This window comes from Caulobacter segnis ATCC 21756 (genome assembly GCF_000092285.1).
GTDB classification, from domain to species: domain Bacteria; phylum Pseudomonadota; class Alphaproteobacteria; order Caulobacterales; family Caulobacteraceae; genus Caulobacter; species Caulobacter segnis.
Genome location: NC_014100.1, coordinates 4086965 through 4111424, shown reverse-complemented (window position 1 = coordinate 4111424; position 24460 = coordinate 4086965). Strand labels below are relative to the sequence as shown.

General features: G+C 67.5%; 15 protein-coding genes. 11 read left to right on the top strand and 4 right to left on the bottom strand.

Annotation, left to right across the window (positions count from 1 at the left end; genetic code table 11):
• Position 1: 1 nt before the first annotated feature.
• The 6 genes from CSEG_RS18785 (at position 2) to CSEG_RS18760 (ending at position 5507) form a co-directional block, all read left to right on the top strand.
• On the top strand, positions 2-391 hold the full coding sequence (locus CSEG_RS18785) for a response regulator (protein ID WP_007675655.1): 390 nt from the start codon (positions 2-4) through the stop codon (positions 389-391).
• Positions 388-957, top strand: coding sequence for a chemotaxis protein CheD (locus CSEG_RS18780; RefSeq protein WP_013080812.1), 570 nt, complete (start codon positions 388-390; stop codon positions 955-957). The genes CSEG_RS18785 and CSEG_RS18780 overlap by 4 nt, the downstream gene beginning before the upstream one ends.
• Positions 958-961: 4 nt before the next feature.
• On the top strand, positions 962-1342 hold the full coding sequence (locus CSEG_RS18775; protein ID WP_013080811.1) for a hypothetical protein: 381 nt from the start codon (positions 962-964) through the stop codon (positions 1340-1342).
• 5 nt (positions 1343-1347) lie between these two features.
• The gene (locus tag CSEG_RS18770) at positions 1348-1950 is read left to right on the top strand and encodes a response regulator (RefSeq protein WP_013080810.1); all 603 of its coding nucleotides are present in this window, start codon (positions 1348-1350) and stop codon (positions 1948-1950) included.
• Positions 1947-2417 carry a hypothetical protein gene (locus CSEG_RS18765; RefSeq protein WP_013080809.1) on the top strand — a complete coding sequence of 157 codons (471 nt, stop codon included), beginning with the start codon at positions 1947-1949 and terminating at the stop codon, positions 2415-2417. Before CSEG_RS18770 ends, CSEG_RS18765 begins: the two co-directional genes overlap by 4 nt.
• A gap of 261 nt (positions 2418-2678) precedes the next feature.
• Positions 2679-5507, top strand: coding sequence for a TonB-dependent receptor (locus tag CSEG_RS18760; protein WP_013080808.1), 2829 nt, complete (start codon positions 2679-2681; stop codon positions 5505-5507).
• Positions 5508-5575: 68 nt separating this feature from the next.
• Here the strand turns inward: CSEG_RS18760 and nagA are convergent, their stop codons facing one another.
• Together nagA and CSEG_RS18750 are read right to left on the bottom strand one after the other, a co-directional pair.
• Positions 5576-6712, bottom strand: coding sequence for an N-acetylglucosamine-6-phosphate deacetylase (gene nagA, locus CSEG_RS18755; protein WP_013080807.1), 1137 nt, complete (start codon positions 6710-6712; stop codon positions 5576-5578).
• Positions 6712-7455: a GntR family transcriptional regulator gene (locus CSEG_RS18750; RefSeq protein WP_013080806.1), complete on the bottom strand. Its 744-nt coding sequence runs from the start codon at positions 7453-7455 to the stop codon at positions 6712-6714. The genes nagA and CSEG_RS18750 overlap by 1 nt, the downstream gene beginning before the upstream one ends.
• Before the next feature lie 256 nt (positions 7456-7711).
• Between CSEG_RS18750 and CSEG_RS18745 the strand changes: the two genes are divergently transcribed.
• The 4 genes from CSEG_RS18745 to nagE all read left to right on the top strand — a co-directional run bounded on the left by CSEG_RS18745 (position 7712) and on the right by nagE (position 17125).
• Positions 7712-10378, top strand: a complete 2667-nt coding sequence (locus CSEG_RS18745; RefSeq protein WP_013080805.1) for a TonB-dependent receptor — start codon at positions 7712-7714, stop codon at positions 10376-10378.
• A 144-nt stretch (positions 10379-10522) separates the two neighbouring features.
• Entirely contained in the window at positions 10523-12796 is a 2274-nt protein-coding gene (locus CSEG_RS18740; protein ID WP_013080804.1) for a beta-N-acetylhexosaminidase, read from the top strand.
• A 22-nt stretch (positions 12797-12818) separates the two neighbouring features.
• Positions 12819-15371: a phosphoenolpyruvate--protein phosphotransferase gene (ptsP, locus tag CSEG_RS18735; protein ID WP_013080803.1), complete on the top strand. Its 2553-nt coding sequence runs from the start codon at positions 12819-12821 to the stop codon at positions 15369-15371.
• 5 nt (positions 15372-15376) lie between these two features.
• A complete protein-coding gene (gene nagE / locus CSEG_RS18730) occupies positions 15377-17125 on the top strand; it encodes an N-acetylglucosamine-specific PTS transporter subunit IIBC (RefSeq protein WP_013080227.1) in 1749 nt (582 codons plus the stop codon).
• A gap of 103 nt (positions 17126-17228) precedes the next feature.
• On the opposite strand, the gene CSEG_RS18725 is transcribed toward nagE, so the two are convergent.
• The gene (locus tag CSEG_RS18725) at positions 17229-19505 is read right to left on the bottom strand and encodes a beta-glucosidase family protein (RefSeq protein WP_013080802.1); all 2277 of its coding nucleotides are present in this window, start codon (positions 19503-19505) and stop codon (positions 17229-17231) included.
• A 63-nt stretch (positions 19506-19568) separates the two neighbouring features.
• A complete protein-coding gene (locus CSEG_RS18720; protein ID WP_013080801.1) occupies positions 19569-20612 on the bottom strand; it encodes a LacI family DNA-binding transcriptional regulator in 1044 nt (347 codons plus the stop codon).
• Between the two features lie 635 nt (positions 20613-21247).
• Here CSEG_RS18720 and CSEG_RS18715 point away from each other — a divergent pair.
• On the top strand, positions 21248-24370 hold the full coding sequence (locus tag CSEG_RS18715) for a TonB-dependent receptor (protein ID WP_083778427.1): 3123 nt from the start codon (positions 21248-21250) through the stop codon (positions 24368-24370).
• The last annotated feature ends 90 nt before the right edge of the window (positions 24371-24460 follow it).

Genomic DNA, 24460 nt, shown 5'->3' with positions numbered 1-24460 from the left:
CATGCCACAAGCAAGCACCATCTCCGTTCTCGTCGTCGACGACCAGCTGACCATGCGGGCGCTGATCCGCAATGCTCTGCAGCAGATCGGCTTCAAGGACATCCGTGAGGCCCCGGACGGCGAGGAGGCTCTGAAGAACCTCCTGGCCAAGCCGGCCAACCTCGTCATCTCGGACTTCAACATGCCGAAGATGGACGGCCTGGCGTTGCTGCGCGCGGTGCGATCGCACCCGCCGATCCGCCAGACGGCCTTCGTCATGCTGACGGGCCGCGCCGACAGGGAACTTGTCCAGCGCGCGGTGCAGTTCGGCGTCAACAACTATTGCGTCAAGCCGTTCACCGTCCAGGGACTGCGTGACAAGATCGAACAGGTGTTCGGGCAGCTGACATGACGCACCACAACCCCTCCGAAGATACCGAGCGTGCGATCAAGGTTCACGTCACCCAGGGCGAGAGCCATGTGACGACCGATCCCAACGTGGTCATGACCACGGTGCTGGGCTCGTGCATCGCCGCCTGCATCCGCGACCCGCAATCGGGCGTCGGCGGCATGAACCACTTCCTGCTGCCCGACTCCGGCGACGGACGCGGGACCGGCGGTGACGCGGTCCGCTACGGCGCCTACGCCATGGAACTGCTGATCAACGAACTGCTGAAGAAGGGCGCCCGCCGCGAGCGGCTGGAAGCCAAGATCTTCGGCGGAGCCAAGCTGTTCGATGGCCTGTCGGACGTCGGCGCCAGCAACTCCGCGTTCGCCGAGCGCTTCCTGCGCGACGAAGGCATTCCGATCGTCTCGTCCAGCACGGGCGGCGTCTCCGCTCGCCGGGTCGAGTTCTGGCCGGCCTCTGGTCGCGTCCGTCAGCGCCTGGTGGCTGTCGACAACGCGCCGCAGGATGTCCGTCGTCCCGCTCCCGTCCCTATGCCCGCCGCCTCCAGCGGCGACGTGGATCTGTTCTAGCCTTATGCAAGCTTCGCCGCTCCCGACGCCGACGACCGACACGACCGAGCATCTCGCGGTCAGTGAACTGTCGCGTCGCCTGGCGGCGGAGTTGGCTTCGGCGGCCGCGATCTGCCGGGACTGCGAGCATCTGGCTGGCGATCTGGCTCAGGGCGGCGCCTCGGTCGAGAACCTCGCGCGGCTGCAGGCCCTGGATGAGTTGAGCCAGCGCCTTCATGGCCTCTCGGAAGTACTCGAACGCATCGGCCATCACGCCTCGGGCGAATGGAGCATGTCGATCACCCCGGTTCTCAACGGTCTTGGCCTGGCTGACATGGCCCAGCGCCTGCGCGCCGAAGAGCAGACCGATGAACGCCAGGTCGCCGGCGAACTCGATTTCTTCTAGCGCCGATGAGCGACGCGCTTCTCCCCTCGACACGGATCAATCTCGAGCGGGCGACGGTGCTCGTACTGGATGACAATGGTCCCTCGCTGGATATCCTGTCGCAGGTCGTCTCCGGCTTCGGCGTCAAGCAGCTGCTCCGCGCTGAAAGCGTCGCCGACGCCCAGACCCTGGTCCGCACCAAGACCTTCGACCTGATCATCAGCGACGTGCAGATGCCGACGACGGACGGCATCGAATTCATCCAATGGCTTCGGCGGGAGGGGGGCGAAAGCAATCGCTACATTCCCGTCATCCTGGTCACCGGTCACACCCGAACCTCGCAGATCTTCAAGGTGCGGGACGCCGGGGCGAACTTCATGGTGGCCAAGCCGATTACGCCCAAGGTGCTGCTCGAACGCATCTTCTGGGTGGCGCGCGAGGACCGCGCCTTCATCGAATGCGACACCTATGTCGGGCCCGATCGGCGCTTCAAGCATGAAGGGCCGCCTCCGGGCACGGACGGGCGGCGCAAGGACGACCTTCCGCCGGAGGTGGGCGAGGCGCAGACGCCCAACATGTCCGACGACGAAATCGCAAACCTGATGCGCCCAGCCAAGGTGCAGATATGAAAGTCCGCAAGTTCCGTCCCCCCAACCGCCTGACCGCGCTGATCAAGGAGCGCGGCGGGATCATGGCCAAGGATGCTATCGCCGCCGCTGAAGCCGGGGTGGAGAGCCTGCGCGAGTCCTCGATGGCCGCGCTGGACGAGGCGATCGCCGAGATCGAGCGCCGCTTCGGCAAGGACACGCCCGAGCGCGTCTCCGAGGCCTATGAGGGGCTCTACGTGCTTGGCTCGCGGATCATCGACGTCAGCGCCTTCGTGTCCGATGCGGGGATCGACAAGGCGGCGGTGTCGCTTTGCACCCTGGTCGACAGTTGCGAGGGCGCCGGCTACTGGCGCTGGGACGCCGTGGACGTCCACATCGACGCCCTTCGCCTGCTGCGCGCCCATGGCGCGCTCCTGCCCGTCGATCAGCGCGACGCCATGCTGCAGGGCCTCTACCAAGTGAGCAACTACCGTCCCGACGAGGCCTGACACCGCCGTCGGCGAACGGCGCTATGTGTCGGAAACGCAACGGGGCGCCCAGTTCCGGAACCTGTGGCCATATTGCGGCCTTGTGGCGCGACCCGGCCTTTGTTAGCACTGTGCCACCGGTGTCAAAAACACAGATCGCTTTTGACACCGGTAGCAAAAATAAGACTTACCGGCTGGGGCTCGTTTCGCGAGGGAAGGTCGCGAAGCGGATCAACGGCCACCAGGGCGCAATCGCCGATGGTCGACACGGGAGGAGGCTATATGTCCAAGAAGTTCACGGCGCGAGCGCGCGCCCTTCACTACGGTGTCTCTGGCGGGGCGCTGGCGCTGACGCTGATGATGGCCGGCGGCGCCATGGCGCAGACCGCCCCGGCGGCGCAGGCCGCCGATCCGGCGGAGGCGGTGGTCGAGGAAGTCGTCGTCACCGGCTTCCGCAAGTCGCTGGACGCGGCTTTGAACGCCAAGCGCGACTCCGTTTCGTCGGTCGACGTGATCGTCGCCGAAGACATCGCCAAGTTCCCTGACCAGAACCTCGCCGAGTCGCTGCAGCGCGTTCCCGGCATCTCGATCGTCCGCGACGGCGGCGAAGGCCGCGCGATCACCGTGCGTGGCCTGGGCTCCCGCTTCACCCGCGTGCGCGTGAACGGGATGGAAGCCGTCGCCACCACCTCCGACGGCGCCAGCGCCAACCGCGAGCGCGGCTTCGATTTCAACGTCTTTGCTTCGGAGCTCTTCAGCTCGCTGGTCGTGCACAAGACCGCCGAGGCTTCGCTGGACGAAGGTTCGCTGGGCGCTGTGGTCGACCTGAACACCGGCAACCCCATGCGCGGCAAGGACGGCTTCACCATGGCCCTCAGCGCGCAGGGCCAATACAACAGCCTCAGCAAGGACCTGGGCCCCCGGGTGGCGGGCCTGATCAACTACCGCGCCCCGAGCGGCTTCTGGGCCGCGTCGGTGTCGGCGGCTTATTCGCAGCAGAACCAGATCGAGTCGACCAACAACACGGTTCGCTGGGCTCAGGCCCGCTTCAACCGCGTTGGAACGACCAACTGCTTCACCACCCAAAACTCCGGCGGGAGCTACGTGCCGAGCGCGGCCTGCGACCAAGTCGCCCTGGCGTTCCACCCGCGTATTCCGCGCTATGGCGAGGTCAACCACGACCGCGAGCGCCTGGGCGTCACCGGCAGCCTGCAGTTCGCCCCGACCGATCGCACCAAGCTGTCGGTGGACGGCCTCTATTCGAAATACACCGCCATCCGGAACGAGAAGTGGGCTGAGGTCCTGTTCCGGTCGAACGAGCGCTCGATCAACGTTCGCGACTATACGATCGACAGCAACAACAACCTGATTAAAGGCACGTTCGATAACGCATGGGTTCGCCTTGAGCACTACGAGCGCAAGCTGGACACGACCTTCTACCAACTCAGCACCAACCTGACGCACGAGTTCTCCGACCGGTTCAAGGTTCAAGCGCTGGCCGGCTTCTCGAAGTCGGACGCCGACATCCCGTACGAGACCACGATCATCTTCGACGATCGTGACGCGACCGGATACAGCTACGACTATACGAACATGAAGAAGCCGGTGCTGGCCTTCGGCACCAGCATCAGCGAGCCGACGAACTTCCAGTTCGCGGAGTTCCGCGACCGCCCGTCGAACAACACCAACAAGTTCAAGACCTTTGGCCTGAACGGCGACTGGGCGTTGACCGACGCCGTGACCTTGAAGGCCGGCGCCGTGTTCCGTCAGTTTGACCTCGACTTGCGTGAAGGAGCCCGCGACTCCACCTATTGCGCGGCTTTCACCTGCGCGGCCGGGACCTATGGCGCGCCGGTCACCTCGGCGCTGACCACGAACTTCACACTTTCGGGCGCGGAAGCTCCCGCCGGCACGACCACCAGCTGGGCCGCGCCGAACCTGCAGGCCGCCACCGCGCTGATCAACCTCTACCAGCGCCCGCTGCTCGTTCAGGCTGGCAATACCCGCTCGGTCACCGAGAAGGACACCGGCGCCTTCCTGCAGATGGATGTGAAGAGCCAAGTCGGCGATCTCGACTATGCGCTGAACGCTGGCGTTCGATATGTGAAGACCGAGCAGTCCTCGACGGGCCTCAACAGCGGCCAGAACCTGACCGTCGACCGCACCTACGAGGACTGGCTCCCCGCGGCCAACTTGGTCCTCTATCCGATGGACAAGGTCATCGTCCGCGCCTCCGCCGCCAAGGTCATGACCCGTCCCAATCTGGGGGCGCTGACGCCGGGAGGCTCGGTGGATGGTTTCAACTACCGCATCACCACGGGCAATCCCCAGCTGAAGCCCTACCGCGCCAACGCTTACGACGCGGGGGTCGAATGGTACTTCGCCCGCGAATCGATCTTCTCGATCGCCCTGTTCAAGAAGGATATCGCCAGCTTCCCGCTCTCGACCTCGGTCCAGGGCACCTATGCGTCGACCGGTTTGCCGCTGTCGCTGATCCTGGCCAGCTCCCCGGCCGCCGCGAATCCCGAAGCGCGGGCTTGGACGATCGGCACGACAATCGATGGCAAGGGCGCTTCGCTGAAGGGTGTCGAGTTCGCGGTGCAGGGGCCGTTCAGCTTCCTGCCTGGCTTCTGGTCGAAGTTCGGCGGTATCGCCAATGTCACCCTGGTCGATTCTAATGTGAACTACCGGGTTAATGGCGCGGCCACTGTCGCCGATCCTCGCAATCCTACGACGAACGCACAGCTTTCATTCCCGCAGCTCGTTGCTCGGGACGAGTCTTCGAGCCTGTTCGACCTGTCCAAGCGCGCCTTCAACGCGACGCTCTACTATGAGGGCGACAAGTTCAGCGCGCGCACCTCGGTCGCCTATCGTAGCGGCTACACCGACGCCGCCAGCGACACCGGCAATGTGTTCGAGGGCTATAACAGCTCGATCAATGTCGACGCCTCGATGCGCTATCGCGTGAACGACAACTTCGAAGTCTCGCTGGAAGGCGTGAACCTGACGGACGAGTACCGCGATCGTTTCACCGACCTCGAGGCCAATCGCAACTACGAGTACAACCACTTTGGCCGGACCATCATGTTCGGGGTCCGCTACAAGATGTAGTCCCGCCGAAAGGCATGGACGGAGAAGGCCGCCGGGTGACCGGCGGCCTTTTTCTTTGCCGAAAGGGGCTAGGCGGCAGTCCCGTCGATCCAGGTTTTCGCGACGTTGAGGTCGTCGTCTAGCAGGCAGAAGTCGGCGGCGAAGCCGGGGACGATCTGGCCGCGTTGGCGGCCAAGGCCCAGGAACGCGGCGGGGGCGGCCGAGGCCATCATGACGGCGTCGGCCAAGGACAGGCCCAGCATCGAAACGGCGTTGCGGACGGCGGCGGCCATGTCGAGATCCGAGCCCGCCAGGGTGCCGTGATCGTCGACGCAGACGCCGTCGCGGACGGTGATCTGGCGACCCTGCAGGGTGAAGCGCTTGTCGACCATGCCCACGGTCGGCATGGCGTCGGTGACCAACATGAACCGGTCCAGCGGCCGGGCGCGCAGGGCGATCTTCAAGGTCACCGGATCGACGTGGCGGCCATCGACGATGATCCCGGCCCAGACGCTCTGGTCCTCCAGCACCGCGCCGACGACGCCGGGCTCGCGGCTGGTCAGCGGCGACATGGCGTTGAAGAGATGGGTGACGCCCGAGAGGCCCTGGTCGATGGCCTGGCGCATGGTCTCGTAGCGGGCGTTGGTGTGTCCGGCCGCGACGATCACGCCGGCCTTCGAGAGGCGCGCGATGATCTCGGGCGTGGTGCGCTCGGGGGCCAGGGTCAGCAGCAGCTTGCCGCGCTTCAGCGACGAGAGCAGGGCGATGGCGTCCTCGTCGATGACCCGGAACTTGGCCTCGTCGTGGATGCCCTTGCGCTTGGGATTGAGGAACGGCCCCTCGATGTGGACGCCCAGCACGCCGGGCGCGCCTGCTTCGATGGCGGCCTCGGTGGCGCGCAGGGCCCTGTCGACCACATCCAGATCGTCGCTGATCAGGGTCGGCAGGAAGCCGGTCGTGCCATAGGCCCGGTGGGCCGCGCCGATGGCGGCGATGGTCTCGACGGTCGGGGCGTCGTTGAAGAGAACGCCGCCGCCGCCATTGACCTGGGTGTCGATATAGCCCGGGACCAGCAGGCCGCCGGCCAGATCCTGGCGCTCGGCCCCGGCGGGGACCTCGGCCATCGCAACCACGGCGGCCACCTTGCCGCCCTCGACGAGGACGGCCTGGTCTTCGACAAGACCGGCCGGCGTCAGCACCCGGCCATGGACAAGCGCGACCAGCATCAGGACAGGGCGTTCAACTCGGCCACGAAGTCATAGGCGTCGCCCCGATAGTAGGACTGGGTGACTTCCACCGCCCGGCCGTCCTTGAGGAAACCTCGGCGCTCGATCAGCAACCCCGCATCCTTGGCGGGCACGCCCAGCAGGTCGGCTTGCTCGGCGGCGAACAGCACCGCCCGCAAGCGCTGCAGCGCCCGAACGGGGCGGTGGCCGGTCGCCTCCAGCGCCTCGTAGAGCGAGACCCCCACCGCCTCGACCGAGGGCAGGGCGAAGGCGGCGATGGTCGTGTACTCCACGGCCATGGGCGATCCGTCGGCATAGCGGATGCGGGCGAAGCGATAGACCGGAGTCCCCGGCGACAGGCCCAAGGTCAGCGACTCCTCGGGCGTCACCTGACCTTCGCTGCGGCTGATCCATTCACTCCGGGGCACCCGCCCGCGAGAGATCATGTCCTCGGTGAAGGAGGACAGCTTGGAGAAACTCTTTTCGACCCGCGCGGCGACGAAGGTGCCGGCCCCCTGGCGGCGGGTCAGCAGGCCCTCGCTGACCAGTCCATCCAGAGCCTTACGCACCGTGATGCGCGAGATCTTGAACTCGTCGGCGAGGTCGCGCTCGGCGGGCAAGGCGTCGTCCGGCCCCAGGACCTTCTTGTGAATCGCTTCGCGCAGGACGCGCTGCAGCTGCTTGTAGAGGGGGGCGTGATCGGTGGCGGGGTCCAGCCGCCCGATCCGTTCCGCGAATGTCATCGCCCAGCTCTCCCCACGCAAGTCGTCGGCGGTCGCCGCCCATTCCGATAGCATATGACCATTTTCATACCAATCGCAACTTGGTCCGTAATTGGTTTCTTTTTGGCCTTGTCATCCGAAAAATTTCCGTCACAGTTCTCTCCCGAGGCCTGAGAAGTACCCATTTCTGCGGATCCTCCCAGAAAATTGGTACCAGATTGGGCTTGGGGTTCGGCTCCGGGTCCAAGCGGCCCGGCATAATGGGGAGAAGCCGAGTATGAAAAGTTTCCACAAGTCCGTCCTCGCCGCATCCGTCAGCGCCATGGCCGTCGCGGCCGCCGCTCCGGCTCTGGCGCAAGACAGCAACGCCGTCGAGCAGGTGGTTGTCACCGGCATCCGCGCCTCGTTGCTGCAATCCATCGAATCCAAGCGCCGCGCCGACGCCATCATCGATGTCGTCACCGCCGAGGACGTCGGCAAGTTCCCGAGCGCGAACGTCGCCGAAGCCCTGACGATCGTGCCGGGCGTGACCGTGGACCGCGCCTTCGGTCAAGGCGAGAAGGTCAGCATCTTGGGCACCGACCCCGCGCTGAACCGCACCTTGCTGAACGGCCAGACCGTCGCCTCCGCTGACTGGTTCATTCTCGATTCCCCCGGCCGCACCTTCAACTACGCTCTCCTGGCCCCGCAGATCGTCGGCAAGGTCGACATCTACAAGTCGCCCGAAGCGCGCATCGACGAAGGCAGCATCGGCGGGACGGTCATCGTCAACACCCGCAAGCCGCTGGACCTGAAGTCTGGCCTGATCGCTGGCGCGGTGAGCTATCTTTATAACGACCGCTCCAAGAAGGGCGACGCCCAAGGCTCGCTGCTGGTCAGCTGGAAGAACGCCGACCAGACCTTCGGGGCCAGCTTCTCGGTCCAGCGCGCCGAAGACCAGCTGCGCCGCGACGGTGTCGAGAGCTACGGCACCATCGCCGCCAACCAGTGGGCCGGCGGCAATCCGGACAATCCGGTCGACTCCCGCACTCGCGGCTGCACCGGAACCTGCGCCAGCACCCTGACGTCCAACCTGACGGCCCGCAGCCCGAACGCGTTCGGCGCCTCCTATTTCGAGCAGGACCGCACGCGGACGACCTACACCACGGCGCTGCAGTGGAAGCCGACCGACGCTCTGTCGTTCGAGTTCAACTGGCTGAAGATCAAGGCCGACTACGACAACACCAACCAGTCGATGTACGCCTTCCAAGGCAACACCTGGAACAGCCTGGGCGCCCTGACCGGCATCGAGGTCAATAACGGCGTCGTCACTAAGGCCTCGTTCAACAACGCCCTGTCGGTGCTGGACGTCCAGTATCGCGAGGCCGAGCTGAACTCCGACACCTATCACCTGAAGGGCGGCTATAAGGGCGACGGCTGGGACCTGAACGGCGAGATCGGCAAGTCCACCGCCGACGGCGGCACCAAGCGCCAGGTGTTCCTCGAGTTCCTGAACTGGGCCAACTACACCGTCGACATCAGCGGCGCGCCCAAGAGCGCCGGCAGCCTGACCTATACGACGAATGTGATGGGCAACCCGGCCGCCTTCGCGACCGATCCGGGCTGGAGCGGCAACCTCGTCTCCAAGCCGACCTCCGACGAAGAGAAGTACGCCCAGATCGACCTGGGCAAGGACTTCGATGGCGTCATCCAGCGCGTCCAGGTCGGCTACAAGCGTCGTGAGCACGAGACCGGACAGCAGTATGCGGGCATCGCCATCACCGGCGTCGCCGCTCCGGCCTCCCTGTTCAGCCCCAGCGAAGTCCCCAGCAACTATCTGAAGGGCTTCGACGGTGTCGGCGACCAGATGAAGAACCGCTTCCGGATCAGCGGTCCGTCGATGGTGGACTACGTTCAGAGCGGAAAGTGGCTACCGACTGGCGGTTCTCTGCCCAAGCCCTCGATCTTCGCGGCCGCAGAGTTCACGGCGGGCAACTGGAACATCCAGGAAGATATCGACGCCGCGTACGCCCAGGCCAACTTCAAGGCCGACAACATCCGCGGCAACTTCGGCGTCCGCTACGTGAAGACCTCGGTGAACAGCGCCGGCTATGTCTGCAAGCCCGGCGCGCCGTGCAACGCGGCCGCCGATTGGACCTGGCAGGTCACCAAGAAGAGCTACGACAACGTCCTGCCCAGCGTGAACATCATCGTCGACGCGCGCGAGGACCTCGTGTTCCGCTTCGCCGCGGCCCAGGTGATCGCCCGTCCGAACTACGCCGACATGACCAACTACTTCTGGCTGTCGGACGGCATCCTGACCGGCGGCGGCGGCAACCCGGCGCTGGAACCCTACAAGTCGAGCAACTTCAACGCTTCGGCCGAGTGGTACTTCCAGCCCCAGGCCATCCTGTCGGCCGAGGTCTTCTACAAGGACATCTCGAACTACATCCTGCAGCGCACGCAGCCGGAGTCGTACTTCAACCAGTCCCAGGGCAAGGTCACGACCTACCAGATCAGCCGTCCGTTCAACGCGGGCTCGGCCGAAGTGAAGGGCGTGGCGCTGGCCTACCAGCAGACCTACGCCTACGGCTTTGGCCTGCTGGCCAACTACACCTACGCCGACGCCTCGGGCCAGGACGGCGCGCCGCTGCCCTACAGCTCGAAGAACCAGGTCAATGTCAGCCCCTTCTACGAGCACGGTCCGTTCTCGGCCCGGGCGACCTTCACCTGGCGGTCGAAGTACTTCACCGGCGTGGACCGCGGCGACAACATGTTCGTCCGCGCCTCCAAGACGCTGGACGTGACGGCCGGCTACGCGGTGACCAAGAACATCACCGCCTCGGTGTCGGCGCAGAACCTGCTGGACAGCGAGTACTACGCCTACGCCAACACCACGGCCCTGCCGCGCGGCGTCTACCGCACGGGCCGCAAGCTGCAGGCCACGTTGAACGTGAGCTTCTAGCGCGTCAGGGGCGGAGGCTCGGGCGCCCCGAGCTTCCGCCCATGCGCATTGATCCGATCCCCTCCTGACTGCAAGCATGGAGATTGGGCGGGACAGCCCAGCTGTTCCGCCCGCTTTTTGCCGCCTGAGTTTTCGCGAGGCCGCGTGACCCTGACCCCGCTCCGCACCGTCGTCGTCTCGGCTCTCGCCCTGGCCGCCGCCTTCGCCACGCCGGCGGGCGCCGCCGACCTGACCCTCACCCCCGCGCCGGCCAAGGCGGTCCGCGCCGAGGGGGCCTTCAAGCTCTCCGCCGCCACCCGCATCCACGTCGCCAAGGGCGATGTCGAGGCCCGAGGCGTCGCCAACCAGCTCGCCGACCTGATCCGCCGCTCGCGCGGTTTCCGACCCGCCGTCGTCGAAGGCGGACCGACCGCTGGCGCCATCGTCCTCACCCGCGAGGGCCCTTCTGGCGAAGCCTACAAGCTCGACGTCTCGCCGAGCGGCGTGACCATCGCCGCCGCCCAGCGCGCGGGCCTGTTCTATGGCGCCATGTCTCTGTGGCAGTTGGCGACGCCCGACGAGACAAAGGGCCCCGTCGCCATTCCGGCCGCCGTCATCGAGGACGCCCCGCGCTTCGCCTGGCGCGGCCTGATGGTCGACAGCGCCCGGCACTATCAGTCGATCGCCACGCTGAAGGCGACGCTCGACGCCATGGCGGCGCACAAGCTCAACACCTTCCACTGGCACCTGGTCGACGACCAGGGTTGGCGGCTGGAGATCAAGAAGTATCCGAAGCTGACGCAGGTCGGCGCCTGGCGCGTGGAGCCCGGCGCGGCGCGCGCCTATCCGAAGTACGGCGGCTTCTACACGCAGGACCAGGTCCGCGACCTCGTCGCCTACGCCGCCGCCCGCAACATCACCATCGTCCCCGAGATCGAGACCCCCGGCCACGCCCTCGCGCCGATCGTCGCCTATCCGGAGCTCGGCTCGGCGCCGCCCGATGCGTCGAAGATGGGCGACTGGGGAGTCTTCCCGTGGCTCTACAACACCGACGACGCGACCTTCGCCTTCCTCGACGACGTGTTGAACGAGGTGATGGACCTCTTCCCCTCGACCTTCATCCACGTGGGCGGCGACGAGGCGATCAAGGACCAGTGGAAGGCCAGTCCCAAGATCCAGGCCAAGATCAAGGAACTGGGGCTGAAGGACGAGCACGAGCTGCAGAGCTGGTTCATCCAGCGCGTCGGCAAGACCCTCGAGAAGCGCGGCCGCCGGTTGATCGGCTGGGACGAGATTCTGGAGGGGGGCCTCGCGCCCAACGCCACGGTGATGTCCTGGCGCGGGATCGACGGCGCGATCGCCGCGGCCAAGGCGGGCCATGACACCGTGCTGTCGCCGCACCCGACGCTGTATCTCGACAACCGTCAGAGCGCCTCGCCCGACGAGCCGACCGGCCGGGGCAAGGTGGTCAGCCTGAAGGATGTCTACGCCTTCGACCCCGCGCCGGCCCAACTGACCGCCGACCAGCGCCAGCACATCCTCGGCGTCCAGGCCAATGTCTGGACCGAGCACATGCAGACCGACGCGCGGATGCAGGCCATGGCCTTCCCGCGCGCCGTCGCCCTGGCCGAGCGGGGCTGGACGCCGGAGGGCGGCGCCGACTGGAGCGACTTCGCCCGCCGCCTGCCCGCCGAGATGGCGCGGCTGAAGATCCTCGGCGTCGCCGCCAACACCGTCCCGTTCGAGCCGCAACCGACGCTGTCGGAAGGCGAAGGGGGCAAGACGCGGCTGGCGCTGTCCACGGGGCTCGGGCTTGGCGAAATCCGCTACACGCTCGACGGCAAGGCGCCGACCACAGTCTCGACGCCTTACGCCGACGAGCTGGACCTGCCGGCGGGAACAACGGTGAAGGCCCGGTCCTTCCTGGACGGCCAGGCCCTGGGCCGCGAGCGATCGTGGACCCTCACGCCGACCCTGCTGCACACCCGCCTGAGCGCGCAACTGAAGCTCTGCACCGAGAAGGTGCCCCTGACCATGGTCGACGACGCCCCGCGCGCCTTCGAGCGGCGGGCGATGATGTTCGTCGACATCCTCAATCCCTGCTGGATCTGGGAGAGCGCGGACCTCACGAAGGGCGCGATCCTCAGCGTCCGCGCCAGTCAGATCCCCTTCAACTTCCAGGTCGGCGCCGACCGCGACCGCATTCCGCTGCGCGCGCCCGCGACGCCGGGCGGCGAGCTTGAGGTGCGCGCCGGCTGCGCGGGCGAACGCCTGGCCGCCATTCCGCTGGGCGAGGCGACGAAAAATCCGGGCCTGTCCACGATCACCAGCCGTTTGCCCGCGCGTCGGGGTAAGGTCGATCTTTGCCTGAGCTTCACGGCCAAGAGCGTCGATCCCTTCTGGGCGATCGATCGCGTGACCCTGACGCCCGCGAACTAGTTTTCAAGAAGAGCCGAAGCCCTTGTCCAACCTCGTTCTCGCCTCGCCCCTCAAGGGCTGGATCGCGTCGTTGTCGGAGGCTCCGGACGCGGTGTTCGCGGGCCGGATGCTGGGTGACGGGGTGGCGATCGATCCGTTGGGCGGGGAGCTTGTGGCGCCGTGCGACGGGGTTGTGGTGTCGGCGCATCGGGCGGGTCACGCGGTGACGCTGCGATCGACGGCGGGCGCCGAGATCCTGATGCATGTGGGCCTGGAGACGGTGGCCTTGGGCGGCGAGGGCTTTGAGGTCCACGTGCGCGAGGGCCAGGCGGTCAAGACCGGGCAGCCGCTGATCAGCTTTGACCTCGATTTGCTGGCCCAGCGGGCCAAGAGCCTGATCACCCCGGTGGTGATCACCAATCCCGAAGCCTTCGAGATCGTGCGCCGCGACCAGGACATGGCCGTGGAGGCGGGCGGGTTCCTGATGGAGCTGCGGCCGCTGGGCGGCGCGGGCGTCTCGGACGCCGCCGAACCCACCAACGAGATTTCCCGCGCGGTGACCGTGCCGTTGATGCACGGGATCCACGCGCGACCGGCGGCGCGGATCGCCGAGCTGGCCAAGACCTTCGCCGCCGAGACCGCGCTGGCCGTGGGCGGCCGTCGGTCGAGCGCAAGGAGCCCGGTGGGACTGATGGCCCTGGCCGCGCGCCACGGCGATGAGATTCAAGTCCTGGCCTCGGGCGCGGACGCGAAGGCCGCCGTCGACGCCATCGCCGACCTGATCGAGAGCGGCATGGGCGAGGGGGCGCCGGTTCCGGCCCAGAAGACCTCGGCCCAGAAGACCTCGGCCAAGACGACTTCGGCTCCCGCGCCGATCGCCGCCGAAGCGCCCCTGGCTCCAGCGGCCCTGCCGGCCGACGGGGTGCTGAAGGGCGTGCTGGCCGCGCCGGGCCTGGCGATCGGCAAGGCCGTGCGCCTGGCCTCGACCGACATCGCCGTGCGCGAAGAGGGCCAGGGCGCGGCGCACGAAGAGACCGCGCTGCTGGCCGCCTTGAACAAGGTCCGCGCCAAGATCGAGGCCAGCGCCTCTAAAGGCGACAAGGCCCGCAAGGCGATCCTGGCCGCGCACCTGGCCTTCCTCGACGATCCCGAGCTTCTCGCCCAGGCCAGGAGCCTGATCGCGGCGGGCAAGAGCGCCGGCTTTGGCTGGCGCGCGGCGGTGGGCGGCTATGTCGAGGCGCTGCGGGCCTTGGGGGATCGCCGGATGGCCGAGCGGGTCGACGACCTGATCGACCTCGAGCGCCAGGTTCTAAGGGCGCTGGCCGGAGAAGACGACGAGGCCACGGTCCTGCCGCCAGGCGCGATCCTGCTGGCCGACGAGCTCTTGCCCTCGCAGCTGATGGGCGCGGACCCTGGCGTCATCGCCGGCTTCGCCACCGCCCGGGGCGGTCCGACCTCGCACGTGGCGATCCTGGCCGCGGCCATGGGGATCCCGGCCCTGGTGGCGCTGGGCGGCGCGACGCTGAGCATCGCCGACGGAACGGCCCTGATCCTCGACGCCGACGGCGGGAGCCTGCGCGTGGCCCCCGACGCCCCGGCCCTGGAAGCGGCCCAGACGGCCCTGGCCGGCCGTCAGGCCCGCAAGGCCGCCGCCAAGGCCGCCGCCTTTGAGCCGGCCGTGACCCGCGACGGGACCCGCATCGAGGTCTTCGCCAACACCGGCTCGGTCAAGGACGCCCTGGCGGCGATCGAGAACGGCGCGGAGGGCAGTGGGCTTCTTCGCACCGAGTTCCTGTTCCTGGACCGCCAGACCCCGCCCGACGAGGACGAGCAGGCCCGCCAGTACCAGGCCATCGCCGACGCCCTTCAAGGCAAGCCGCTGATCGTGCGCACCCTGGACGTCGGCGGTGACAAGGCCGCGCCCTACCTGCCGATCCCGGCCGAGGAGAACCCGGCGCTAGGCTTGCGCGGCGTGCGCGTCAGCCTCTGGCGGCCGCACCTTCTGAAGACCCAGCTGCGCGCCATCCTGCGGGTCGTTCCTCAAGGCCAGTGCAAGATCATGGTCCCGATGATCGGCAGCCTCGATGAGCTGCGCGCCGTGCGGGCGGTGCTGGAAGAGGCCAAGCGCGAGCTGGGCGTCACCGATCACGTCGAACTGGGCGTGATGATCGAGACCCCGGCCGCGGCTGTGACCGCCGACCTGATCGCCGCCGAGGCCGACTTCCTCTCGGTCGGCACCAACGATCTCACCCAATACGTCCTGGCCATGGACCGGGGTAATCCGGAGCTGGCCGCGCGGATCGACGCCCTGCACCCGGCGGTGCTGCGGATGATCGCCCAGACCTGCCAGGGGGCGAAGGCCCACGGCCGCTGGGTCGGGGTCTGCGGGGGCCTGGCCTCGGATCTCGTGGCCACGCCGATCCTCTTGGGCCTGGGGGTCACGGAGCTCTCGACCACCGCCGCCATCGCTCCGGAGGTCAAGGCCCGCGTCCGCGCGCTGGATCTCCTCGCCTGCCAGGATCTGGCCGCCCGGGCCCTGGCCCAGACCTCGCCCGAGGCCGTGCGCGGCCTCGTCCAAGCCAGCCTCGGAGCCTGACCCAGATGAAGTCTCCGCTTGAGATCCTCCAGCCGCTGGGCCGGGCCCTGATGCTGCCGATCGCGGTCTTGCCGGTGGCGGGGCTGCTGCTGCGCCTGGGCCAGCCGGACCTCCTGAACATCGGCTTCATGGCCGCGGCCGGGGACGCGATCTTCTCCAACCTCGGTTTGCTCTTCGCCATCGGCGTGGCCGTGGGCCTGGCCCGCGAGAACAATGGCGCCGCGGGCCTGGCGGGCGTGGTCTGCTTCCTGATCGCCGTCGAGGGCGCCAAGGCCCTGCTGCATGTCCCGGCCGAGGTCACGGCGGGCCTCGTCCAGGCCCACGCCGATCTCGCCAGCGCCGCCTACAAGGCCAAGGCGCTGGCGAAGCTCAGCGTGCCGATCGGCATCGTCTCAGGGATCATCGGCGGCCTCTTCTACAACCGCTTCTCCGGCTTCAAGCTGCCGGAGTATCTGGCCTTCTTCAGCGGCCGGCGGTTCGTGCCGATCGTCTCGGGCCTGGCGGGTCTGGCCATCGCTGTCCTCTTGGGCCTGGGCTATGACGCGATCAACGGCGGGGTCGACGCGGCCAGCCGGGCCGTGGTCGGCTCGGGCGAGATCGGCCTTGTGGTGTTCGGGTTCCTCAACCGGATCCTGATCGTCACCGGCCTGCACCACATCCTCAACAACATCGCCTGGTTCGTGGTCGGCGACTATCACGGCGCGACCGGCGACCTTCGCCGCTTCTTCGCCGGCGACCCCAGCGCCGGGGCGTTCATGAGCGGGTTCTTCCCGGTGATGATGTTCGGCCTGCCGGCCGCGTGCCTGGCCATGTACCACGCCGCCAAGCCCGAGAAGAAAAAGGCCGTCGGCGGCATGCTGGCCTCGCTGGCCCTGACCTCGTTCCTGACCGGGGTGACCGAGCCGATCGAGTTCTCGTTCATGTTCCTGGCCCCGGCGCTCTATGCGATCCACGCCATCCTGACAGGCGTCTCCATGGCGCTGCTGGACATGCTGCATGTGAAGCTGGGCTTCACCTTCTCGGCGGGCCTGTTCGACTATGTGCTGAACTTCGGCAAGGCCAGCCGGCCGCTGTGGCTGATCCCGATCGGCCTCGTCTACGCCGGCGTCTATTACGGTCTCTTCCGCCTGGCCATCGCCCGGTTCGACCTCAAGACCCCCGGCCGCGAGGACGACGAGGCCGCTCCGATCCAGGCCGTCACCACCGGCGGCGGGCGCGGGGCCGACTTCGTCCAGGCCCTGGGCGGGGCCACGAACCTCGCCAGCGTCGACGCCTGCACCACGCGCCTTCGCCTGATCGTCGCCGACCAGGCCGCCGTCTCCGAGGCCGCCCTCAAGGCGCTGGGCGCGCGCGGGATCGTCCGTCCCTCCGACAAGGCCCTGCAGGTGGTGCTGGGCCCCATCGCCGACGCCGTCGCCGGCGAGATCCGCGCCGCCCTGGGAGCGCCCGCGCCCAAGGTCCAGCCTCCGGTCCAGGCTCAGTCGTCCCAGGTCGCGTCCAGCGCCCCGAGCGCCCAGGACGAGGCCAAGGCCAAGGCCCTGCTGGCCGCCCTCGGCGGGCCCGGCAACCTGCGCCAGCTCTCAGCCGGCTCCAGCCGCCTGCGCCTGGTCCTGCAAAAACCCGCCGCCCTGGACCAGGCCGCCCTCGCCAACGCCGGCGCCCGAGGCCTCGTCCACATCACCGACACCCTCGTCCACGTCATCCTCGGCCCAGACGCCGACGCCGTAGGGAGGGCCATCCAGGCAAAGCTCTAACCCCAAACCCCGCACGCAGCGCGGGAGTGAGGGGAAACCAGCCTCGCACAGGCGCTTGATCACGCGCGGGCGAGGCTGTCGAGCGCGCCGGGGATCCGGCTCCTTAGCGCCCTTTCGGCGACACCGGCAGCTTGGCGCCGGTCAAGGTGACCGGCGTGCTGGCGACCAGGGCCCTCGAAGATGAGCCCAGCGCGATATCGTACTGGCCCGCGGCGATGGACCAGCCGTGCGCCTTGTCGTCCCAGGAGGCCAGGAGGCGAGGATCCACCGTGACGGTCACGCGCTGGGTCGCGCCCGGCGCCAACGACACCTTCTTGAAGCCGGCCAGACGCTTGGGCGCTTCCCAGCCGCCGGCCTTCGGCGAGACATAGACCTGCGGCACGTCCTTACCGGCGCGGGCGCCGACATTCTTGACGTCGAAGCTGACGGTCACCTTGTCGCCGGCGGCCGCGGCCGTCAGGTTCGAATAGGCGAACTTGCTGTAGGACAGGCCGTGCCCGAACGGGAACAGCGGCTCGATCTTCTTGAGGTCGTACCACTTGTAGCCGACCGCGGCGCCCTCGATGTCGTAGTTCACGTCGAACAGCGCCTCGGGCGTCTTGGGATCGCCGTCCAGCGTCGGGCGGGGCAGGTCGGCCACGCTCCTGGGGAAGGTGACGGGCAGGCGGCCCGAGGCGTCGACCTCGCCGGTCAGGACGCGGGCGATGGCTTCGCCCCCCGCCGTGCCGGGGTACCAGGCCTCGACCACGGCGCCGACCTTGTCGAGCCACGGCATGACCACGGGACCGCCGGTGATCAGCACGACCACGGTCTTCTTGTTGGCCGAGGCGACCGCGTCGATGGTGGCGTCCTGGTTCTTGGGCAGGTTCAGCGTCTCGACGTCGACGGACTCGGTGGTCCACCGGTCGGCGAACACCAGCGCCAGCTCGCTGTCGGCGGCCAGCTTGGCGGCGCGCGCCGGATCGGTCCCGTCGTCATAGACGACCTTGGCGTTGGGATAGCGCGCCTGCAGCGCCTTCAGCGGCGACGACGGATAGTAGATCACCGGGCCCGGCCAGGTGGCGGGCTCCAGGCCCTTCACCGCGCGGCCACCGACCGGATAGACCTGGGACGACCCGCCGCCCGACAGTACGCCGACGTCGGCGTGGGCGCCGATCACGGCGATGGTCTTGGCCGTCTTGGCCAGGGGGAGCAGGCCGCCGTCGTTCTTCAGCAGGACGATGCCTTCCTCGGCGTCGGCCTGGGTGACCTTGGCGTGCGCGGCCAGGGTGGCGGCGGGCAGGTCGTGCGAGGTGGGTGTGGGGACGGGATGATCGACCGCGCCGCTGGCGAACAGGGCGCGCAGCACGCGGCGCGCCATGTCGTCGATCCGAGCCTGGCTCACGCGGCCGGCGGCGAGGTCGGCCTTCAGCGGCGCGCCGAAGAAGGGCTGCTTGTCGAAGGCGTCGCCCGCCGACTCCTGGTCAAGGCCGGCGTTCGCCGCCTTGGCCGACGAGTGGTCGGCGCCCCAGTCGGACATGACATAGCCCTTGTAGCCCCAGTCCTTCTTCAGGACCGTGTTCAGCAGCCAGTCGTTCTCGCAGGCGTAGGTCCCGTTAACGCGGTTGTAGGCGCACATGACCGAGTGCGGGTCCGACTGCTCGATGGCGAACTGGAAGGCCAGCAGGTCGGAGGTGCGGGCGGCCGTCTCGCTGATGTTGGAGCTGACCACGAAGCGGCCGGTCTCCTGGGCGTTCAGGGCGTAATGCTTGATGGTCGAGATGATGTTGTTCGACTGGATGCCGCGGATCTGGGCGGCGACCATCACGCCGGCCAGCCAGGGATCCTCGCCGCCGTACTCGAAGTTCCGGCCGTTGCGCGGCTCGCGCACCAGGTTCACGCCGCCGGCAAGCTGGACGTTGAAGCCGGAGTCGCGGGCTTCCTTGCCGATCATGGCCCCGCCCTTCTCGGCCAGCTCCGGATTCCAGGTGGCGGCCGTGGCGACGCCGGCGGGGAGGGCGGTGCGCTGGCGCAGGTCCTGGCGCGCGCCCTGGGTGGCGACGCCGACGCCGGCGTCGGTCTGCCATTGGCCCGGAATGCCCAGCCGCGGCACGCCCGCCACATAGCCGGCCGACGCGTCCAGGGAGTCCGGATGGCGCGTGTACTTCGGCTTCATGTCGGCGCCGAAGTAGCCGAAGATCACCGTGAACTTCTCGTCGTTGGTCATCGCGGCCACGGCGAGGTCGGCGCGCTTGTCGGCGTCCAGCTTGGCGTCCAGCCAGGGACGAGCCGAAGGGGCGGCGGCCGGGGTCTGGGCCAGGGCGGCGGTGGCGGTCAGGGTCGGCGCGGAGGCGCCGATCAGCAGGGCCAGGGTCAGGCCGCGCAAGGTCGTCCGGGTCATGTTTCCTCCGTCGTATTCGTCTTGTTCGTTGTTCGCCGCGCCGCGTTGAGGGCGTGTCGGGTGTCAGGGCTTTCTGGGAGGCGGCGAGCCGCTTCCGACAGGACCGGTGGATTCGCGCACCACCAGGGAATGGCGCGCGAGGAAGGGGGCGTTCGTCTTTCCCGCGCCTTCGTTGGCGTTCCACGCCGCGAAGGTCTGCAACGCGCGCAGGGCCATCTGCTCGAACGGTTGGCGAATGGTGGTGAGGCTGGGCCAGATCACGCTGGCGATCGGCTGGTCGTCGAAGCCCACCACCGAGATGTCGTCGGGAATCCGCAGGCCCCTACGTTGAGCCTCCATGCAGGTGGCCGCGGCCATCTCGTCGTTGGCCGCGAAGATCGCGGTCGGCGGATCGGCGATGTCGAGCAGGGTCTTGGCCGCCTCGAGGCCCGTCTTGAAGGTGAACTCGCCGCCGACGACCAACTCGGGCCCAGGACGCGGAAGGCCGCGCGCCGCATAGGCCTCATAGAATCCGTTGCGCCGGTGCGTGCTGGCCGCATGGTCGGGATGGCCGGCGATGTGGCCGATCCGCGTGTGCCCCAGCGAGAAGAGGTGTTCGACCACCTCGCGGGCCGCGGCCCGGTCGTCCATCGCGATGGCTGGAAAGCGAGGATCGGGCGTGGTCGGCGAGATCAGGACGCAGCGGACGTCCAGCTCGCGCAGAAGGTCTTTCATCGCCCCGAAGTCGCACTCCGGCGGCAGCAGGATCATCTCGCGCACGCCGCTGTCGCGGATAAAGGCGTGGAGACGGTCTTGCCAGCCGGGCGCCAATCCATCTGACAGATCGACCGTGAGATGGCGTCCTGTTTCGACGCAGGCCAGCAGCAGGGCGTGGTGGATGCGGGTGTGATAGCCGCCGGATGGGTCGCCCATCAGCACGCCGACCGAGCCGGAGCCCTGAGAGCGAAGGCCGCGGGCCGCGGCGCTGGGCTGGTAGCCAAGGTCGCGCATGGCCGCCTGGACGCGATCGCGCGTCTTGGCGCTGACGCTCTCATGATCATTGAGAACGCGAGAGACGGTCTTGGGCGAAACGCCCGCCCGTTCAGCCACGTCATTGATCGTCGTCATGGGTCCCCGCGTCCGTTCGGGCGTCAAGCTAAGCCGGGCGTCCCCCCATTGAAAGGCGGCCCGCGAGACGACGAACGCCGATTGCTCTAGCCGATGATGTCCCGCCTGTCATGCCTTGGGACATTCGTGAGCCATTTTTGTGGACATGGGCAAGACAAATTGGCCGCCTGTCATGCTGGTTTACGCTCCGGATTCCGCGCGCTCGTGGTGAGTCGTGGTGGTCAGTCTTTTCGGGGCCGCGCAATGAGGCCGGGGCGCGGGGTCAGGCGGTAGAACCTCCGTTTTTCCAGCCCTGTAAGGGATATTCGCGGGGCGTCGGCGGATGCGCCATGTGACCGGTACCTTCCTGGCGCAGGCACGGTTACGGCGTATAACGCCTTGTCTCGCAACAATGACAACGTTGACATTCTTGTTGACTTGGGTGGGACATTTCTGAAATGTGCCAGCGTTCGGTGAAGGCGAAAGACCAGAATCGAATGTCCGGGCGCTGGGGGCGCCAAGGACTTGGACAATCGTCGGTCAGGCGGTTGGGCAAGCCCGGCGAAGCCCCTGACGCGGCTCGCTGACCGGCGCGGGAGCGCAGGCGCGGGACGGGGCGGGTGGCCAATAAGAACGATCTATTGGGGAGCGAGGAATTGTCTCAGGAAGCAAGGAAAGCCGTGCTCACGCGCGGCCTGACGCTGGCGCTCGTCGCCGGCGCATCGCAATTGGCGCTGACCACGGGCGCCTTCGCGCAGGAAAGAGCCGCCGACACGCAGGTCGAGGAGATCGTCGTCACCGGCGTCCGCGGCTCGCAGATGAAGTCGGTGGACATCAAGCGCAGGCAATCGGCCATCGTCGACGCCATTTCGGCGGAAGACATCGGCAAGCTGCCGGACGTCACCATCGCCGACTCCCTGCAGCGCATCTCGGGCGTGCAGATCCAGCGCAACGCCGGTGAGGGCGCGACGGTCAATATCCGCGGCCTGGCCCAGGTCATCACCCTGCTCAACGGCGAACAGTACCTCAGCGCCGGCAATATGGGCTCGGCCCAGCCGAACCTGCTGGACGTGCCCTCGCAGCTGATGAACCAGGTGCTGGTCTACAAGTCGACCAACCCGCGCAACGCCCTGTCGGGCATCTCGGGCACCCTGGACCTGAAGACCCGCCGCCCATTCCAGTTCGGCGAGGGGCTGACCTTCACCGGCGCGGCCGAGGCCCAGCGTGGCGATCGCACCAAGAAGGACGACTACCTGGTCAACGGCGTCGTCAACTGGCGCAACGACAACGTCGGCCTGATGATCGGCGCGGCTTCCAGCAAGTCGAACCTGGGCAACAACTATTCGGGCGTCGCCAGCCTGTCGGGCAACAACGACTGGGGCGGCAGCAATCCCAATAACTTCGTCTCGCCGCACGGCTTCGAGAGCTTCAACCGCGTCGTCGAGCGCAAGCGCCTGGGCGTCAACGTCGCCTTCGAGGCCAAGCTGGGCGAAGGCTTCACCCTGATCGCCGAGGGCTTCTACGCCAAGCTCGACGAATACAACCGGGCCGCCGGCATCAACATCTCCAACCGCTGGGACGGCGGCGCCTTCGGCGTCTGGACCAAGCCCACCGTGTTCGACCCGACCGGCGTCAACGCCCCCACCACCAACGGCGGCAACGGCCGCCCGTGGGTCTCGGTCGACGAGTACGACATCGACGCCTGGTGGGTGAACTCGTTCAGCGTCAACCGCACCACCAAGTCCGAGTCCAAGAACTACAATCTCGAACTGAAGTACGACAACGGCGGACCGTTCACCTCGGAAGTCCGCGCCATCCGCGCCACCGGCGACCGTCTCAGCATGAACGGCCAGGCCCAGGGCGACCTGTCGAACTGGCAGTACGGCGCCGGCCGCTTCAACCTGTTCCGCGACGCCAACGACCGCACCCGCGGCACGTTCTATCCGAAGGCGATCTGCGACCAGTATCCGGCCGGGCAGCGGTCCAACGCCGTCGTCGGCAGCGCCGGCGGCTGCTACCTGAACCCGAACCCGCAAGGCTACGGCCAGAACCCGCAGCTGCACTACAACATCGCCGGCGATCACCCGGTGTGGAGCGGCTTCGATCGTCCGATCACGGGCGGCCTGGGCGCCGGCAAGTCCCTCAAGGACTACATGGCGAACAAGGACAGCTACGCCATCGGGGCCTTCTCGTCGGAAGGCAACAACGAAGTGAACTCGGACATGAACGTGTTCCGGGCCGAGGGTCACTATCGCTTCGATGACAAGCTCTTGGGCTTCATCACCAAGATCGACGCCGGCGTGCGCCAGAGCGATCGCTCGGTCGACGTCGAGCAGTTCCACCTGTTCTCGGGCTTCTACGGCGGCGTCCCGGGCGCGGTGCAGGCCAACGGCTCGCCCGTGCCGGCCGGCGGCTGCGAGGCCCAGTGGAAGGCCATCGACGTCGTGATGAACCAGAACCAGTGCCAGGCGGGCGAGTTCGTGCCCGATCCGATCACCGGCGCGCCGGTGTTCCAAGGCTACACGGTCAATCGTCCGACCAAGCTGACGACCTACAACAACACCATCTGGGTCGACGACCTGGGCGGCGTGACCAGCGGCATTCCGGGCTTCTGGGCCATCGATCCGCGCGACTTCGACGACGCCGAGGCCTTCCACAAGAAGGTGTTCGGCGGCGCCATCCGCGTGATCGTCCCGGGCCAGACCTACGACGTGACGCTGAAGGAGCAGAGCGCCTACGGTTCGGCCGACTTCGAGATCGGCAACCTGCACGGCGACATCGGCCTGCGCGTCATCCAGACCGAGCTGAACGTCAAGCAGAACCTGACCGGCGATGTCCGCAACTACGGCGACACCAACGCCGACGCGGGCGACCAGGTGACCAAGCGCAAGTACACCGACTGGCTGCCGTCGGTGAACGCGGTCTACGACCTGACCGACAACATCAAGCTGCGCGCGGCCTACGCCAAGACGATGCAGCCGCTCGACCTGGGCAACTACGGCGGCGGTCTGTCGATCTTCACCGCCGACTGCGGCAACGGCCTGAACATCCGCTGCGTCACCGGCGCCAGCTCGTCGGGCAACCCGAACCTGAACCCGTGGCGGGCGTCGAACTTCGACGGCGCCGTCGAGTACTACTTCGGCCGCGCCTCGATGCTGAACATCTCGGCCTTCCAGCTGAAGATCGACAGCTTCGTCACCGGCGGCACGATCAAGGGCCGCTTCCCCGACCAGGACGGCGTGATCCGCCGCGAGGTCGACGTCAGCCTGCCGCTGCAAGGCGACGGCGGCTCGGTCAAGGGCGTGGAGGTCGGCGCCAAGGTCGCCTTCGCCGACGTGCTGCCCGACATGGGCCTGCTGTCGAATTTCGGTGTGGACGGCAACTACACCTACTCGCCCAGCCACGAGAGCCGCCTGGACCTCGCCGGCGACGAGATCCCGTTCTTCGACAACTCCAAGCACCAGTTCAACCTGGTGGGGTGGTACCAGGACGACAAGCTGCAGGCCCGCGTCGCCTACAACTACCGCACCGATCGCCTCTCGGGGACGATGGGCGGCGGCGGCAACCGCGTGATCCCGGTCATGCAGAAGTCGACGGGCTATGTGGACGTGAACGTCAGCTACAACATCCGCGACAACGTCACGATCTACTTCAACGGGTCGAACGTCACCGGCGAGATCGAGGATTACTACCTCCGCTTCGCCCAGGGTAAGACCCAGTACTCCAGCCAGAACGAGTTCGAACCCCGCTACACGCTGGGTCTCCGCGCGCGCTGGTAAGCGTTTCCTCTCACCTCCTGCCGGCCGCCGCGCTTCCCCCTTGCGGCGGCCGCTTTTTTCCTTGAGGCGAGACCTGTCGGGCGACGCGGC